Annotated in this window: 16 protein-coding genes; 13 read left to right on the top strand and 3 right to left on the bottom strand. The window is 56.0% G+C overall.

Annotated features, from left to right (window positions below):
- Nucleotide 1: 1 nt before the first annotated feature.
- The gene (locus CLV58_RS21235; protein WP_170108752.1) at nucleotides 2-586 is read left to right on the top strand and encodes a biliverdin-producing heme oxygenase; all 585 of its coding nucleotides are present in this window, start codon (nucleotides 2-4) and stop codon (nucleotides 584-586) included.
- 10 nt (nucleotides 587-596) lie between these two features.
- On the opposite strand, the gene CLV58_RS21230 is transcribed toward CLV58_RS21235, so the two are convergent.
- Nucleotides 597-2,165 carry a sensor histidine kinase gene (locus CLV58_RS21230; protein WP_106139844.1) on the bottom strand — a complete coding sequence of 523 codons (1,569 nt, stop codon included), beginning with the start codon at nucleotides 2,163-2,165 and terminating at the stop codon, nucleotides 597-599.
- Between the two features lie 167 nt (nucleotides 2,166-2,332).
- Here CLV58_RS21230 and CLV58_RS21225 point away from each other — a divergent pair, with 167 nt between their 5' ends.
- From CLV58_RS21225 to CLV58_RS21195, 7 genes are all read left to right on the top strand, one after another.
- Nucleotides 2,333-3,268: a glycosyltransferase family 2 protein gene (locus tag CLV58_RS21225; protein ID WP_106139843.1), complete on the top strand. Its 936-nt coding sequence runs from the start codon at nucleotides 2,333-2,335 to the stop codon at nucleotides 3,266-3,268.
- Nucleotides 3,269-3,359: 91 nt separating this feature from the next.
- The gene (locus tag CLV58_RS21220) at nucleotides 3,360-4,121 is read left to right on the top strand and encodes a class I SAM-dependent DNA methyltransferase (RefSeq protein WP_106139842.1); all 762 of its coding nucleotides are present in this window, start codon (nucleotides 3,360-3,362) and stop codon (nucleotides 4,119-4,121) included.
- A gap of 146 nt (nucleotides 4,122-4,267) precedes the next feature.
- Nucleotides 4,268-4,861: a riboflavin synthase gene (locus tag CLV58_RS21215; RefSeq protein WP_106139841.1), complete on the top strand. Its 594-nt coding sequence runs from the start codon at nucleotides 4,268-4,270 to the stop codon at nucleotides 4,859-4,861.
- Between the two features lie 75 nt (nucleotides 4,862-4,936).
- The gene (locus tag CLV58_RS21210; RefSeq protein ID WP_106139840.1) at nucleotides 4,937-5,713 is read left to right on the top strand and encodes a PASTA domain-containing protein; all 777 of its coding nucleotides are present in this window, start codon (nucleotides 4,937-4,939) and stop codon (nucleotides 5,711-5,713) included.
- Between the two features lie 36 nt (nucleotides 5,714-5,749).
- A complete protein-coding gene (locus CLV58_RS21205; protein ID WP_106139839.1) occupies nucleotides 5,750-7,582 on the top strand; it encodes a T9SS type A sorting domain-containing protein in 1,833 nt (610 codons plus the stop codon).
- A 137-nt stretch (nucleotides 7,583-7,719) separates the two neighbouring features.
- Complete coding sequence (locus CLV58_RS21200; RefSeq protein WP_146141496.1) at nucleotides 7,720-9,276, top strand: ATP-binding protein; 1,557 nt, start codon at nucleotides 7,720-7,722, stop codon at nucleotides 9,274-9,276.
- Nucleotides 9,277-9,393: 117 nt separating this feature from the next.
- The gene (locus CLV58_RS21195; RefSeq protein ID WP_106139838.1) at nucleotides 9,394-9,687 is read left to right on the top strand and encodes a rhodanese-like domain-containing protein; all 294 of its coding nucleotides are present in this window, start codon (nucleotides 9,394-9,396) and stop codon (nucleotides 9,685-9,687) included.
- A gap of 99 nt (nucleotides 9,688-9,786) precedes the next feature.
- Here CLV58_RS21195 and miaA read toward each other — a convergent pair whose 3' ends face one another.
- Nucleotides 9,787-10,698, bottom strand: a complete 912-nt coding sequence (miaA, locus tag CLV58_RS21190; RefSeq protein WP_106139837.1) for a tRNA (adenosine(37)-N6)-dimethylallyltransferase MiaA — start codon at nucleotides 10,696-10,698, stop codon at nucleotides 9,787-9,789.
- A 150-nt stretch (nucleotides 10,699-10,848) separates the two neighbouring features.
- On the opposite strand from miaA, the gene CLV58_RS21185 reads away from it, so the two are divergent.
- Nucleotides 10,849-11,403, top strand: coding sequence for a hypothetical protein (locus CLV58_RS21185; RefSeq protein ID WP_106139836.1), 555 nt, complete (start codon nucleotides 10,849-10,851; stop codon nucleotides 11,401-11,403).
- A 71-nt stretch (nucleotides 11,404-11,474) separates the two neighbouring features.
- Here CLV58_RS21185 and CLV58_RS21180 read toward each other — a convergent pair whose 3' ends face one another.
- Entirely contained in the window at nucleotides 11,475-12,248 is a 774-nt protein-coding gene (locus CLV58_RS21180) for an outer membrane beta-barrel protein (RefSeq protein WP_106139835.1), read from the bottom strand.
- Nucleotides 12,249-12,464: 216 nt separating this feature from the next.
- On the opposite strand from CLV58_RS21180, the gene lysM reads away from it, so the two are divergent.
- From lysM to CLV58_RS21160, 4 genes are all read left to right on the top strand, one after another.
- Nucleotides 12,465-12,932 (top strand): peptidoglycan-binding protein LysM, encoded by a 468-nt coding sequence (gene lysM / locus CLV58_RS21175; protein WP_106139834.1) that lies wholly within the window; start codon nucleotides 12,465-12,467, stop codon nucleotides 12,930-12,932.
- Between the two features lie 114 nt (nucleotides 12,933-13,046).
- Nucleotides 13,047-14,411, top strand: coding sequence for an OmpA family protein (locus CLV58_RS21170; RefSeq protein ID WP_106139833.1), 1,365 nt, complete (start codon nucleotides 13,047-13,049; stop codon nucleotides 14,409-14,411).
- Between the two features lie 191 nt (nucleotides 14,412-14,602).
- Nucleotides 14,603-15,490, top strand: coding sequence for a S1 family peptidase (locus CLV58_RS21165; protein WP_106139832.1), 888 nt, complete (start codon nucleotides 14,603-14,605; stop codon nucleotides 15,488-15,490).
- A 51-nt stretch (nucleotides 15,491-15,541) separates the two neighbouring features.
- The gene (locus tag CLV58_RS21160) at nucleotides 15,542-16,621 is read left to right on the top strand and encodes a M20 family metallo-hydrolase (protein WP_106139831.1); all 1,080 of its coding nucleotides are present in this window, start codon (nucleotides 15,542-15,544) and stop codon (nucleotides 16,619-16,621) included.
- Nucleotides 16,622-16,748 lie beyond the last annotated feature (127 nt).

Here is a 16,748-nt window from a genome sequence, read left to right as displayed (position 1 = left end):
TGTGAACGAACTGGCTTCCCGACTTCGGTCGCAGACAAAGGCGCTCCATGACGCCGTCGAACAACGCCTGTATACCAAAACCATGCTGGCCGGTCAGCTAACGGCCGAGCAGTATCGCCATTTGCTGCGTATTCATTACCTGTTTCACCACGATCTGGAAGCCGCCATCGACCGGCATCCGGACTTCTTTGCCGCTTACCAGCCTGATAGTCGCCGGAAGACGCCGGCCTTACTGGCTGATCTGGTGGTTACGCAGGAAGCCCTACCCGAAGCGAAGTCGACAGGCATGCGCGACTGGTCGGTCGATGCGCTGCTGGGGGCGGCCTACGTAAGTGAAGGTTCGATGCTGGGGGTGACGCAGGTGGGACCGCTGCTCAAAACGAATCCGGCCGTGACTAGTCTGGGCGGTACCATGCACTTCTACGCTGGTTACGGAGCCGACACCGGCCGCCAGTGGAAAGCATTCAGCCAGTTGCTGAGCGACGTACCCGCCGAGCGGCATGACGCCGTGGTTGCGGGGGCGGAAGCCGCTTTCCAGCGCTACCAGCAGCTTTTTGCGGAAACGCAGGCTACTGCTGCGGTATAGCCAACGAACATCAGGCGGGTAGGTACACGTCGAACGTGCTGCCGTGACCGGGGGTACTCCGCACATCGACGGTTCCCTCGTGGCTTTCGGCAACGCGCTGGGCAACAGCGAGTCCGATACCCGTTCCTTCGTAGAACTTACGTTCGTGCAGTCGCTGAAACAAGCGGAAGAGCTTGGCCCGGTACTTCTCTACGTCGAAACCGATTCCATTATCCGAGACGGAGATCAGGTGGTAATCGCGGTTGGGCTGTAGCTTGAGCGTTGTCGGTAACGTAGCTCGGTCGATGCGCTGACTGCTGACCCGAACGTGGGGTCGCTGACCGGTAGGCTGAAATTTGAGTGCGTTGGCGATCAGATTCTGAAACAGCTGCCGCAACCGCGATGAATTGCCGGTAACGGTCGGCAACGGAGCCACGTCGATTACCGCCTTCCGGTCGTTGATCAGCATGTCCAGGTCCGTACGTACGTCGGCAACGACGGCGTTCAGGTCGATTGGCCCAAAAGAAGCCTTGTCGCTGGTAAGCCGGGAGTAGTTCATCAGATCGCGAATCATCTGTTGCATACGGTGCGCCGATACTTGCAGCCGTTTGCTCAGGTCACGCTCTCCTTCCGACAGACTGTCGGCAAATTGATTCTGTAGTAAATCGCTGAATACCTGTATCTTCCGTAGTGGTTCCTGCAAGTCGTGGGAAGCTACCTGTGCAAACTGCGCCAGATCGAGGTTCGACCGTTCGAGGTTTCGGATGGCTTCCTGTAGCGATTGATTTTGCGTTTCGGCCCGCGTCAGTACCGCGCGAACCGCCGAACTGTTGTGCAGTGTCATGACGACACTGCCGGCTGGTGTGCGGCTGATCTGCGTCGCATACCAGTTTGTTGGCGTCCCATTACCGACGAGCAGTTCGCCTTCGTACGCAGTCCCCGTGGCGACCACCGCGCTCAAGTGAGTGAACAGGGCCGGTTGGGCGGAGTGAATGGGTGACGATAAATACAGACTGCCCGGCAGCGTTGTCCCGATCCGGGACCACACGGTTTCAAACGACCGGTTCGCGAAACGGAAGGTAAAGTTGATGATCTGGCGCTGTTCGGATGAGTCAGAAAACGTTGGTTCGAGCAGACAAAGCGCGTCAGGTAGCGTATTCAGCAGATCCGTAAGCGTCAGCTGACTACCAGCGATGGTATCGGTTGTGTCCTCACAGTGGAGGTGAATCTGGTGCTCATGTCGGTCGACGTATACGCAGTACGTTCGCATAATCCCGTCGAAATCGGCGGAGGAAACCGGAAAGCGCTGCGGTTGTCCCGATTGGAAAACCGTCAGACAACGATTGAGCAACTCGTTGAAGGCTGACGGGTCGAAAAAGTCGGTGTAGCGTCTGTTGAGGAGTACCCGAGGATTGACGCCCAAAAGCCGGGCTGTCGACGAATCGACGTCGACAAATCGCAGATCGACGGATTCATTCAGCAAATCGCAGATAGTGCGTTCAGCCCGGATGGCGTAATCAATTCGGTCGGTGGCAATGTCAAGCGCACTGGAATCGGTCGTTGGGCAAGAAGAGATACGAACCTGGCTTGAATTGCCCATGCAGACGCTATGCTGATTAGTCGGAGCAGCAAACGTAGCTGCTGGAGTTTACAATAACTCGTAAACGAGATAAACGTTTTTTTACAGGCCGCATTCGCCCCATAGTGTCACGGCTGGTACCTTTGCGCCCGACTATCCGGAAAAGCAGGTGGTCGTTGAGCGTACCTATGGAGTTGACCGTCGTAATCCCCGTCTATAACAGTGAACAGACGATCGGACCGCTGATCGACCGGCTGCACGATTGCCTGTCGACCCGGTTGCTGGAAGTCATTCTGGTCAACGACGGTAGCGCCGACCGGTCCGGTCTGGTGTGCGATCAGCTTGCCGGTAAATATCCGACCGTACGGGCGATTACGCTGCGTCGGAACTTCGGTGAATTTAACGCCGTGCTGTGCGGGCTTACCTACGCACGGGGGGCCTACACGGCAATTATCGATGACGACTTCCAAAACCCGCCCGAAGCCATTCTGACGTTGCTCGACGCGGCTGTTGTGGGGCAGTACGACGTGGTGTACAGCCGGTATGCGCAGAAACAGCACCACTGGTTTCGCAATCTGGGTAGCTGGCTGGTCAACACGCTGACGACGGCATCGCTGGGCAAACCGCGTGATTTGTACCTGTCCAGTTTCAAACTGATCCGGCGCGAGGTTGTCGACGAAATCGTGCGGTATCAGGGGCCATACCCGTATATCGACGGGCTGATTTTCCGGGTCACCCGGCACGTAACGAGCGTCGTCGTACCCCACATGGCCCGCTCGGAAGGGCAGTCGGGCTACACGACCCGCAAACTGGTTGGCCTGTTTCTCAACGTGTTCATCGGCTATTCGCTCTGGCCTATTCGCCTGTTTACGGGCTTCGGGCTGGGCCTGACACTGTTGGCTGGTCTGCTGGGGCTGGTCCTGCTCATCGCCGGGCTGAGTCGCGATGCCGGCGTAGCGGGCTGGGTGCTCGTCGGCTGGATGGTCCTGCTGGGGCTGGGGGTACAACTGTTGTTTCTGGGCGTGCTTGGGGAGTACCTTGGCAAGCTGTTCATGAGTCAGAGCGGGTTACCCGCGTTTGTTATCCGGTCCGATTCGGGGGTAGACGAAAGAAGAAAGACGTGAGAAAAAAGATACGAGTTGCCCTATCCAGCAGACGCCTTTTCATCTGTCGCTTTTCACTTTCTTCTCACCTCTTTTCTCTTTCTTCCCTGCAATGATCGGTCTGACGGATGAGTATCAGAAAATGTTTCAGGTCGAACAGCAACTCTGGTGGTACCGGCAGTTGCACGAGCGCGTTGCCGCTGTGTTGACGACTCAGTTTGGTGACCGACGTGACATCCGTGTACTCGATGCGGGCTGTGGTACCGGTGGGTTGTTAAGCTATCTCCGCGATCGGGGCTACACGAACCTGACCGGTGTCGACGGGTCGGCTGATGCAGTTACCTTTTGCCATGAGCGGGGGCTAAACGTGTCGCTGCTGAACCTGAACGATTTGCCCGATCAACCGGAAACCGACCTGTTCGATGCCGTAATCTGTAACGACGTGTTCTGCTACATCGCCCCCGAACGGCTACCGATCTTGTTGCAACGGCTGGCCCGACGGCTGCGACCGGGTGGCGTATTCGTTACGAACAACAACGCGTTCGCTCTATTCCGGGGTCAGCACGATCTGGCTGTCGGGAGTGAACGCCGGTTTGTTCGGGCCGATCTGGAACCGCTGTTTCCGCCCGCTGGTCTCCGGCTGCGTCAGTCGACGTACTGGAGCCTGGTGCTGTCGATACCGATTCTGGCGGTGCGGCTGCTCCAGCGACTGGAACTGGCGCTTGGGCGCAAATCCAATGCCGCTCGTTCCGACGTGTACCTACCCAGCCGCTGGGTCAACGAAACGCTGTACCGGATCGCCCAAATGGAAAACCGACTGCTGCCCCGAACCCCCTTCGGCAGTTCCTTGTTCCTGACAGGAGAACGGCTGTAAGGATATGTGTAGGCTGGACGTCCACGTCCGGGTGCCCGTCAGGGCAACTACGTCATGCGGCAGCTTTTTGGTCGCTATCGCGCCCACCCGGACCGGGAGGTCCAGGCTACACATATGCGCAGACCGTCGAATTCAAAAACAATCCTATGTTTACTGGTATAGTTGAAACAACCGGCGTCGTGTCGGGTATTGAAGCAGAAGGAACCAACCTGACGTTTCGCATCGAAGCCGCTATCAGCGCCGAACTGAAAATCGATCAGAGCGTTAGCCATAACGGCGTTTGCCTGACCGTGACGAGCGTTGCCGACGGGAGTTACACCGTTACGGCGGTTGATGAGACACTGAAAAAAACCAATCTGGGCCTGCTGAAAACCGGCGATCTGGTGAATCTGGAACGGTGTATGCCCGCCAACGGCCGCTTCGACGGACACATCGTGCAGGGCCATGTCGATCAGACGGGTACCTGTACCAATGTGCAGGATATGGATGGAAGCTGGCTGTTCGATTTCCAGTACGATCCTGCTGTCGCCGACAACGTAACTGTCGAGAAAGGATCGATCTGTATCAACGGCGTCAGCCTGACGGTTTTTAATGCACACCCCGACGGTTTTCGGGTAACGATCATTCCGTATACGTACGAACATACCGGTTTTCGAACCCTGAAAGCGGGCGATACGGTGAACCTTGAATTCGACATCGTGGGGAAGTACATCAAAAAAATGCTGGCGGGCTATCGTTGAGGGCGGTAGTTTCTCGTTAGTTTTGAGACATACTACCCCGGCTCAACGGTCGGTATTCACGCACTGGCAACCTGAATGGCTAAAATCAGTACCCGCTCATTCATCGATCTGCTCCTTCAGGTCGGTATCATCGTCGCCGTTATCGCGGTGCTGTTTCTGGGCTTTTTCTTTGTTTACCTGCCGTATACGACCAATCACGGTCAGACGATTACCGTGCCCGACGTGTCGAAACTGAGCATGGACGAGATGCGGAACATTCTGAACGACCGCAACCTGCGTTACGAAGTTACCGACTGTACGTTTGTGGCCGGCGCGCAGCCGCTGACCATTATCGAGCAGTACCCACGAGCCAACGCGAAAGTAAAGGAAGACCGCAAAATCTACCTGAAAGTAACCAAGCGTGTTGCACCCATGGTCGCCATGCCGTCGCTGGTGGACATGATCGACCGGAGTGCCGTGCGGATGCTGGAGTCGATGGGCTTGCAGGAAGGCGAACGGACCTACGTGCCCGACGTGGCTAAAAATTCGGTGCTGCGGCAATTGTACAACGGAAAAGAAATTGCGGCTGGTACGCCCATACCCAAAGGCTCGAAGATCGATCTGGAGATCGGCGATGGGCTGGGGAATACGATGTTCGACATTCCGAACGTTGTAGGGCTGCAACTCGACGAGGCCGAAGCCGCAATTCGGGGGTCCAACCTGAAAATCGGCACGAAAATTTCTGTTGACGATCCCGAGAAGGAAGTCGGAACGGTGGTACGCCAGCGGCCCGAAGCCCGGCCCGGCGAACGCATCCGCGTCGGCGAGACGATGGACCTGTGGGTGGTGGGGCCCATCGAATCAAATCAATAGCACCTGTTCACGACCCCACCCGGTCACCGCTGTTCCATGAAGTGTCTGCTACCTGTATCCATACCGAGCTGGATTCGCGCCGGGCTCCTACTCCTGCTAATCGGGCTAAGCCTGACGACCAGCCGGGCGCAGACGCCACTGCAACTTCCCTTTTTCGAGGATTTTTCGACCGCAGCGGGCTACCCCGGTATCGATAAGCCCAGTTCGGACCGCTGGCAACCGGGCAGTGGTGTGTATATCAACAACACGATGGCGGTCAACCATCCTACGGTGGGTGTTGCTTCGTTCGACGGACTGAATGCCAACGGCAAGCCTTACGTGCAGAACAATCAGCTGGCACAGGGGTATACCGATACACTAACATCGCTACCCATCGACCTGAGTGGGCTGACTAAAGCGGATAATGCGTACCTGAGCTTCTACTGGCAGAGCCGGGGGCTGGGTGAAGCACCCGATCCCGGCGATTCGCTGACGGTACAGTTTCTTCTTCGTAGTGGCGTCTGGAAAACGGTTTGGACGCAGGAAGGCGGTACTCCCAGCAACAACTTTGCGCAGGCCTTTATTGAGGTTGATACCTCCCTTTACATGCATGCCGGGTTTGCCTTCCGGTTTCGTTCGTACGGACGAGAATCGGGTCCGTTTGACACCTGGAACATCGATTACATCTACTTAAATAAGAATCGTAACGCTGACGATCGGTTCGTGCGTGATGTGGCGATGCGGCAGGCATTGACGCCACTGCTTCGGCGCTACACCGCCATGCCGCTCTCGCAGTACGTCGTGAACCCGGCGGCTGAAATGGCCGACTCCGTACGGACGGATATCAACAATCTGTTCAACAACTTTAACTTCACCACCTTTCGCTTTACCGTGCGCGATGAGGTGTCGGGTCGGTTGTTGCAGGACACACCGCAGAATAAATCCGAACAGATCCTTTCGCTGAGCTCGCAACGCAAGGCGGCTCAACCGCTACCGATACTCAGCTTTGGCACGTCGACCTCGGCGGTGCTGCGCTATACGTTCAACGTGCTTACGACCGATGATCAGAACCCGTCGATACCGGGCGTGAACCTGCGCCAGAACGATACGCTGTCGGCCCGTACAACGCTGGCCGATTACTACGCCTACGACGACGGTACCTGGGAGTACGGGGTGCAGGTGGGGCCGCGCGAACGCTGGGCCGTACGCTTTGTGGTCAGCAAGCCGGACGTGCTGGCCGGGTTCCGAGCCTGTATCGTACCATTTCGGACCAATCAGTCCGGGCAGCTGTTCTCCATGTTCGTGTACAGTAACGCCAACGGCCGGCCGGGAAATCCGGTTTACCAGCAAACATTCACGACGCAGTACCCCGCTACCCGGAACGGTTTCGTTGACTTTATGTTTACCAAAGGCGTTGCCGTCAGCGACACGTTTTACATCGGTTATCAACAGATCAGTAGCGTCGATACGACCATCTTCCGGCTTGGCTTCGACAAGAACAGCCCGTTTGGTAATCAGTTGTTTTACAATGGAGGAGCCAGCTGGGAGCAGAACCTGAATCCGAATTCGCCGTCGCTTGCGCTCAATGGGGTCTTCATGATCCGGCCTGTCATGGGGGGGAAGATCGACACGACACCCACCGCCGAGGAGCCTGAACAACTGGAGCTACTGGCTGTTTACCCAAACCCCACAACCGGGCAAATTCGCTGGGACAATCCACGGCTTCGGCAAATCGACGTAGTCAGCAGCAGCGGGCAGCTCATCCAGCGAATCGAACCGGGGCGGGGGCAGCAAACCGCCGATCTGAGTCAGCTCCCCGGTGGTTTTTATGTGCTCAGGCTGTCGACGGACAGGCAGACGGTCACGCAGAAACTGATTCTTCAGCATTGAGTCGATTGCGCCAACGACCGGTGCAGGCGTACTCTGCACAAGGACAGACGGTCGGAAGCTGGCCGGTATACGATTGCCGGAACCGGTAGTGCCACACCTATAGGTTATGTAGTTAGCGTACTGGAATCCGCTTCGTTATGGATGCATCAAGTGCTGCCGGGCAGGCGCAACTTTTCGAATACATTATCAACAGTAATCAGACGGGAGTCTGTGTGTTCGACGCGGTACGCGACGCGGCCGGTACGTTTCTGGATTTTCGCTTCAGCTACGTCAATCCGGCGGGGGCAGCCATAATGGGTAAACACCCCGAGAAACTGATCGGAGTAAGTTACCGGACGTATTTTTCGCAGGCAGAGAGTAGTGGCCTGCTGGCCTTTTACCGAACCGTACTGGAAAGTGGGCAACCGGCGCGTCTGCTGGAAGTACCTTACTTTGCCGACGGTATCCGGGGCTGGTTCGACATCAATGTCGTAAAATATCAGGATGCTGTCGTTGTCAGTTTCGTCGACATATCGGTGCTGAAACGGACGCAGATCAGCGAACGCAAGCAGGCAACGTTTTTCAATCAGCTGCTGCAAACAACCCCCAATGCGGTAATTGCCTACGAAGCGATTCGGCAGCCGACGACCGACGGAACGCCGGGGGAAATCGTTGATTTCAAAGCGGTATTTTTCAACCCGAAATATGAGCGATTATTCGGAACGCCAGCTGCCACGATTCAGGGGCAGACGTTTCGGGCGCGGTTTGATGCGGAAGATAAATCGCTGTTCGATTACTACAAAGGTGTCGTAGAGCGTGGGGAGTCGTTTCAGCGGGAGCGGTACTACAACGTCATAAATAAATGGTTACTACTGTTAGGCGAAAAGCTGTACGACGGGTTTCTGTTGATTATCAATGACATTACGGAGCAGAAGGAAACCCAATTGGACCAGCAGCAGCTAACGAATGCCTTGCAGACGGCCAACCAGGAACTGCTTCGGTCGAACGAAAACCTGCAACAGTTTGCCTACGTCGCCAGCCACGATTTGCAGGAGCCGTTGCGCAAGATTCAGCAGTTTGGCGATCTGCTGAAAGCACGAACCGCCGGCGCTTCCGAAGAAGCCGTTGATTATCTGGAGCGCATGCAGTCGGCTGCCGGGCGAATGTCGACGCTGATCAAAGACCTGCTCAGCTACGCGCGCATCTCAACCCGTCAGGACGAAAATCAGCCGGTACCGCTGGCACAGGTTGTCGGTAATGTGCTGGATGATTTACAGGTGAGTATCGCTGAAGCGCAGGCTACTGTCCAGGTCGATGAACTCCCCACAGTTACGGGAGATGCCATGCAGTTGGGGCAGTTGTTTCAGAATCTGATCGGTAACGCGCTCAAATTTCGCCGGGCCGATACGGCGTTGCACATCCGCGTTCAGTGTCGGCTCGTCGCGGCTGCTGCTATACCCGGCACGGTCCGGATAGCTCGTCAGCCAACGGCTTACTATCAGATCGATGTAATCGACAACGGGATCGGCTTCGAAGAAAAGTACCTGGATCGTATTTTTCAGGTGTTCCAGCGGTTGCACAGCCGGCGCGAATTTAGCGGAACGGGTATCGGACTGGCCATCTGCGAAAAGGTGGTTGCCAACCACGGCGGGGCGATTACGGCAGCGAGCCAGCTAAACCACGGTACAACGTTCAGTGTATATTTGCCGGCCTGACCGACGACGTTGCCCGCGCAGCACATACCCGTTCGGGTCGTTACAAAAGTAGGGGTGGTGGGCACCTTGCCAGGAAGCACCGTGTTACCTTCCCGTCGCATCTAACCGAAAAAACCAATGGACATTACCGTACAGGAACTGAAAGAACGGCTCGACAAAGGGGAGCAACTGAACCTGATTGACGTGCGCGAGCCGAACGAATACGAAGCCGATAACATCGGTGCCAAATTGATTCCGCTGGGCGATCTGCCCTACGAACTCGATCAGCTCGACGGTTTGCAGGACGAAGAAGTAATCGTGCATTGCCGGTCGGGTGCCCGTAGTGCCCGTGCGCAGCAACTGCTGGAAGAAAACGGCTTCACCAACGTCCGCAACGTGACGGGCGGCATGCTGGCTTACCGGGCGCAGTAAGTCTTCTGGATGGCGTAGAAGAAAGAGGAAAGATGAAAGAAGAGAGACTGGTTTGCGCCAGCGTCTCTCTTCTTTCCTCTTTCCTCTTTCTTCTCTTATCTATTCTCTTTCTTCTAACAAAGCCCGAATCCCCGCTTCTTCATCCGGAGCAAACCACTGATAGTTGGCCTGATTGTGAAACCAGGTGAGCTGTCGTTTTGCGTAACGCCGGGAGTTACGCTTCAGTAGCCGAACCATCTCGTCGTAGTCGTACGTGCCGTCGAGGTACGGGAAAACCTCCTGATAGCCTACCGTTTGGAGGGCAGGCAACTGCCGATAGTCGTACAGACTACGCACCTCATCGAGCAAACCATCGCTCAGCATCTGATCCATGCGGGTGTCGATGCGGGCGTACAGTTCCGGTCGGGGGCGGTCGAGGGCTACGAGTACCGATTTGAACGGCCGGTCAGCCGGTTTGTCCTGCCGGAACGATGAGTAGGGTAAACCCGTACCCAGACACACTTCCAGCGCCCGCGTTACGCGGACCGGATTTTGCAGATCGGCCGTTTGCGCGTAGACCGGATCAAGTTGCCGTAACTGTTCCTGTAAAGGAGCCAATCCGTCCTGCTGCCACCGGAGTCGGAGTGTTTCGCGTAATGTGGCGTCGACCGGCGGCATGTCATCGAGCCCGAAGCAGACAGCGTTGATATACAGGCCCGTTCCACCCGATAAAATCACGACCCGGTGCCGGGTAAACAGCTCATTCAGTAGCGTCAGACACTCCCGCTCGTAACGCCCCGCCGTGACCGGGTCTGTGATGTGGTGCGAGCCGATAAAATGGTGCGGTATACCGTCCATTTCGGCAGGCGTCGGTTTGGCCGTGCCAATGGATAACTCCCGATACAATTGCCGGGAGTCGGCGGAGACCACTTCTGTACCAAGCTGTTGGGCTAGTCGGACGCAGAGGGCCGTTTTGCCGACGGCAGTCGGACCGGCCACGACGAGTAGTATATTGGCATCTGTAACGGGCATAGTGCAAACGGGGCCTTGGTAAGACCCGTGCAAAAATAAGGCTTTATGGGTAAGGCCGTTGGTATACCGTCGGATCGCTTACGTCCGTTCAAAACCTGTACCCGGCTGCGCTGGTTAGTTAGATAGTTGCCTATTTGACCCATATACTACATGAACGTTTGGCTACTCTTTCTGCTGCTGCACCTAAGCGGAGCAAGCGCTGTTCCCGCCCCAATCACGCAGCAGGAGTCGCCCCCGTTCCAGAAAACAGTACGATTCAATGTCTACACCTTCGTCGTGAAAGCAATCGATACCGACTCGATTCAAACCGTAACGGTGGCTGCCTACCGGGGTAGTCTGTTGCTGACCCGCTTTTCACAACCCGTAAGCGGCCGACTGACCGGGGCCGAAGTCGGCGATTTGGACGGAAACCGACTGCCCGAACTGTATCTGTACAGTACCGATACAAACGCGGGTTTGGCCGGTCGGGTGCGTGGCTGGCAGTTTCTGCCCGAACGGCTGGCCACGATTACGACGGTACAATGGGCGGCCCCCGGCGCGGGCTACATGGGTCTCGATACGCTCTGGACAACCAGACAGTCGCTGTGTCGTCAATTTCCCGTCTACACGATCAACAATAGTGACGCCCGGCCCACCGGTACAAATCGGCGTATCTGTTACCGGCTCCGTCCATCGGGGCTGAACTACCAGCTACAAGCCGAATAACGGCCGGGCCGGTTGCCCGCAGCCTTGGAAGACTACCGACAACCGGCCCGGTATGGTCAGTGCAAGGTCGATTAGAAAAGCTTCAGACCCAGTGAGAGCGAAGCGATGCCGAGATAGCCTTTGATGTCCTTGTTTTTGTAAATCCCACCGACCGGAACCGCGTATCGGGCATCGATGTCGAGGATGCGGGCCAGCGTGTAGCCGACGCCGATTTCAGCCGCGTACGTGAATGGCTTCACTTCCAGCGCCACCTGTGTGGGGTCCTGCCGGTTGGGGTTTTTTAAATCCGACGTCGTTTGCGGAAAAGCCAAACTGGTGTTGCCAATGGTCGCTGTTGTATTACGGGTAGCTTGTGCTTTCGTCGTGAACAGCAGGTTTGGTCCAACGAAAACCCGAACCCGGTCGTTGACAAATCGCTTACCGAACAGAATCGGTACGTTGACCGATTCCAGGATCGACTCGGACGTGATGGCAATGCCCGTTGGCGTGTTAGCCGGTATACCTGATGGCTGTGACGTACCGGCAAGCGCAAAGGCGAGTCCGGCCGGGATGGTCAGGTCTGCTTTCTGGTATAGCTTGTAGTTATTGTAGGTAGCCTCGACCTGCACGTAGAACGAGTTAAAGTTTTTCCGTCCCCACAGACCAAAGGAGTAGCCGGTACCGGTGCCGTTGCCTTTGTTTTCAATTTGCGGAACGGTGGCTATCGTCGAAATGGCAACTGGCGGTATGGTTGTATGGCCGTTGGTAAACGTGCCGGCCCCTTTGATGCCTCCTTCAATTGTAGACTGTGCCATGGCTGCCGAGCCAGCCAGCAGCGCCAATACTGCGAGTGTTACGTTTTTCATAAGTAGTGCGCGAAAATGAGTTATAGGATACGACTTGATTAGCTGTCAAACGTCAGAACGGCGCTATTTGTGTTGAACGACTGAAGTTTTTCGTCGAACGATAGCTTACCGATGACTCAAAAATTGAACATTCAGGAAATCGGCCGGTTGTTTATCCGTCGGTAGTTTTCGTATTTACCGGCCAGTTTTATCTGTTTCATTAAACCACCTAATACAATGGGATTACTGTCGTTCTTCAAAGGCGTAGGCGAAAAAATCTTTGATCACAAGGATGCCCCTGCCGACCCTGCTCAGGCTGAAAAAGTTGAACCTGTGAAAGCGCAGGCACTTCTTGACCACGTTAAGCGACTGGGCCTGGCTTACAAAACCCTGACGGTGAAGACCAAAGGTGATGTCGTAACCCTGACCGGTTCGGTGAAGTCGCAGGAAGACGCTGAAAAAATTGCGCTGGCTGTCGGCAACGTGGAAGGCGTAACTTCGGTCGATAACCAACTGACGGTTGATGAGCCCGCCCCAGAAGGCAAGTTCTACACTGTTAAATCGGGTGATTCGCTGTCGAAGATTGCCAAGGAAGTGTACGGTGATCCGATGAAGTACGGCGTGATCTTCGAAGCCAACAAGCCGATGCTGTCTGATCCCGATAAGATTTATCCCGATCAGGTGCTGCGCATCCCGCAGTTATAACAAAACGGCCCTGAATTGAGTAAGTAGGGAGTGAACGAACGGTAGCCCGAATGGCAATCGACTCGTTCACTCCTTTTTCGTTACAAACGATTCGTATACTTCTTCGACGTTATCATGGCCGTTCACCTCGTTTCCTACCTGAAAGATCAGTTTACGCCGGGTGTTATCGATCAGCTTAGTACTGAGCTGAGCGAACCTCCCGAACGTGTTGCCAAAATTGTGCAGGGTGTTATCCCAACCTTGCTGGGTGGGTTGACCCGTCGCGTGCAGGCATCAGGTGGTGCCAGCGCCGTATATTCATTCCTGGAAAAAGGCGACTACGGCAAAACACCCTTCGACGTAGGGCAGGTTACCGATACGCACCAGGAAACCATCGAAACAGCGTCGGCTGGGCGTGACTTTCTGGAAACCGTATTCGGCGACAAGCTAAATCAGACGACGGAACTGATCGGTACGTTTAGCGGAGCCCGCGCGGAATCGGTGCGGGTCGTGATGAGCCTGGCCGGATCGGTGCTCATGGGGGTGCTGGGTCGGCAGGAGCAGGAGAAAGGACTGACGTCGCACAGCCTCAAAACGCTGCTGGAAGGGCAGGCTACGCTGTTTCGCACCGCTCTGCCTGCCGGTCTCGCCAGTGTGGGTAGCCTGCTGGACTTCGACGAACTCGAAACACCCGCCGGCCCGCCAACGGCCGTACAGGGAGCCGATAACTTCAGCGGTACTGTCGTGAATCCGAACATACCCAAAAGTCCCGACGGTGACCGGCAACGCGAGAACGTTCGCTGGTTACGCTGGGCTATGGTGCTGATGGCCATTCTGGTGGCGGCTCTGATCGTGCAGAAATGCAGCGAAAATCAGAACAGCGTCGACGGTGTCAGTACCGACAGTACGGCGCGGGTTGAGCCGAATGCGGTTGAAGACACGTCGGCCGCTACGAAAAACAGTGTGCTGGAATCACACGGACAGGTGGCTGATTCCACCGCGCCCGGTGCGCTCGGCATACGCGACGACAAACCAGCCAATGTCGCTGATGTGATTACCCAGGTTGAACTGCCGGGTGGCCGTAAGCTGAAACTGGCAGAACGGTCGTTCAATGGTCGACTGGCTCGCTTCCTGGCCAGCAAGCCCCAGCGTCTGGACCGTACGTTCACGTTTGAAAACCTGACCTTCGACATCGGATCAGCGAAGATTACGGCGGAGTCGCAGCAGAACGTCAACGACCTGGTCGAGATCATGAAAGCCTATCCGACCATGACCATTAAAGTGGAAGGGCATACCGACAACACGGGCAATGCCGATACCAACCTCCAGCTTTCGCGCGATCGGGCAGCTTCGGTCCGTACGGCACTGGTAACGGCTGGTATTTCAGGCGACCGCGTGACAACGCAGGGATATGGTGATTCGCAGCCGCTGGCCACCAACGACAATGCCGAAGGACGTCAGCGCAATCGTCGTATCGACGTTGCTGTAACGAAGATCTAATTCGCTGTTTGCGCTACCTACCGATACGAGAATCCCCTGTCGACAGGGGATTTTTTATACCAGTTCAGGGGTTGGGGTGACTAATGCTGCGATTATGTATATGATCAGTTCTGCATTTGAGCCGGTTCAACGGCAAGCCGTGTGTATATTGCAGGCCCATTATACTCACCGATACTTATACGCGTTCTTTTATGTTTGTTGATGCCATCGAGCGCATTAAATCGTTTACCCGCCCTATCCATTCCATCGCCCGGTTACACGGGTACGGCCCTATTGTGCCAGGTAGTGCTACCCTGTTTTTTATCAACGAGTTGGGGGATGCGCTGACTTGCCGACACGTGGCGGTCAACATCGAGCGATCGGCTAAAATCAACCGGAATTACAAGCTGTACAAGGGCAAGGAAGCGGAATTCAGAAATCACCCCGACAAGGCACGGCTTCAGCGCGATCTACAGAATCAATACGGTATCAAAGACGATACGATCAAGCAGTTGCACCACGCGTATATCAACTGCGTGGAAGGGGGCGATGAACCCACGATTATCCTGCATCCCAGCGAACACATTGATCTGGCCATCGTCCGCTTTCGAAACTACGCCCGGCCACTGTACACCTCCTATGCTACGTTTTTGAAGGATAGTGTCCGCATCCGGCCCGGTCGTACGCTGTGCCGACTGGGTTTTCCCTTTCCGGAGTTTTCCAACTTCAAGTACGACGGCTACACCGACGATGCGGTCTGGACCGACGAGCCCCCCCGCTACATGTCGTTTCCCAGCGACGGAATGATTACGCGGCTGTTGCGGAACAAGGGCGGCATTACCGAGATCGAGATGAGTACGCCCGGTCTGGTAGGGCAGAGTGGCGGTCCGCTGTTCGATACCAACGGCCTGATCTATGGCTTGCAGTCGGCGACTGATCAACTGCACTTAGGGCTGGATATCGAAGACAAGGAAGTGCTCGTGAAGAACCGCCGGAGCCGGGTGTCGAACTATCCGTTTCTGCAAGTGGGCATCTGCGTGCACGTCGACCGGATCAAGGAATTCCTGCGGGCCAGCGATGTGAAATTCTATCAGGCCTGACCCGTACGGCGTTCCCGCGTATCTTTACCCCGCATTTACTAGCTACCCCGCATGCCTAGTCTGTTCACTACCGACGTCGATACGCTGGCGGCCGATGCGCTGGCGCTGCTCAAACAGCTCATCGCTACGCCTTCGTTTAGCCGCGACGAAAACCACACCGCCGATCGGCTCGAAACGTTTCTTCGGGAGCGCGACGTGCCGACGCAACGGCTGAAAAATAACGTCTGGGCCGTCAATCGTCAGTTCGATCCGGCCAAGCCAACGCTGCTGCTCAATTCCCACCATGATACGGTAAAACCCAACACCTCCTGGACGCTGGACCCTTTTTCTCCGCTGGAGCAGGACGGCAAACTGTTTGGGCTGGGCAGCAACGACGCGGGTGGTTGCCTGGTGTCGCTCATCGCAGCCTTTCTCCATTTCTACGATCGTACGGATCTGACGTATAACATCCTGCTGATTGCCAGCGCGGAAGAAGAAATATCGGGGCGCGACGGACTGGAACTGGTATTGCCGCATGTGCCAACCATCGACTTCGCTATCGTGGGCGAACCAACGGAGATGCAACTGGCCATCGCCGAGAAAGGCTTGCTGGTGCTCGACTGCACCGCCCATGGCATCAGCGGTCATGCCGCACGCGATGAGGGAGATAACGCCATTTACCACGCCCTACAGGACATCGACTGGCTACGTACGTATCAGTTTCCCAGGGTGTCGCCAACGCTGGGGCCTATCAAGATGTCGGTGACGATCATTCAGGCCGGTACGCAGCATAATGTCGTCCCGGATGCCTGTACCTTCACCGTCGACGTGCGCGTCACGGAACAATACACGCTCGAAGAAGTCATTGCCATTATCCGGACCAATATTCGTTCCGACGTAAAACCCCGGTCGATCCGGCTGACGCCATCGAGTATTCCCGTCGAACATCCTATCGTGCAGGCTGGCCTGGCTCTGGGACGGCACACGTACGGTTCACCCACCACGTCCGATCAGGCGGTGCTCAGCTGTCCCTCACTGAAGTGTGGTCCCGGTCATTCCGGTCGGTCGCACTCGGCCAACGAATTTCTGTACCTCCGCGAACTGGGCGAGGGTGTCCGGGGCTATATTCAAATGCTGGAACAGGTTGTATAGACAGGATTACAGCCGGGCCGCCGGGCGGATAGACAGGATTTTATAGCACGCGGATGACGCAGATTCTGGCGAATAAGCGCAGATTCTTTCTGTTGACAGAATCAAAATCAGTGATCATTCGCTCCAT

It is taken from the genome of Spirosoma oryzae (assembly GCF_003002825.1).
Taxonomy (GTDB): domain Bacteria; phylum Bacteroidota; class Bacteroidia; order Cytophagales; family Spirosomataceae; genus Spirosoma; species Spirosoma oryzae.
Note: the sequence above shows the minus strand (reverse complement) of the source record. Positions and strands in the feature narration are given on the sequence as shown.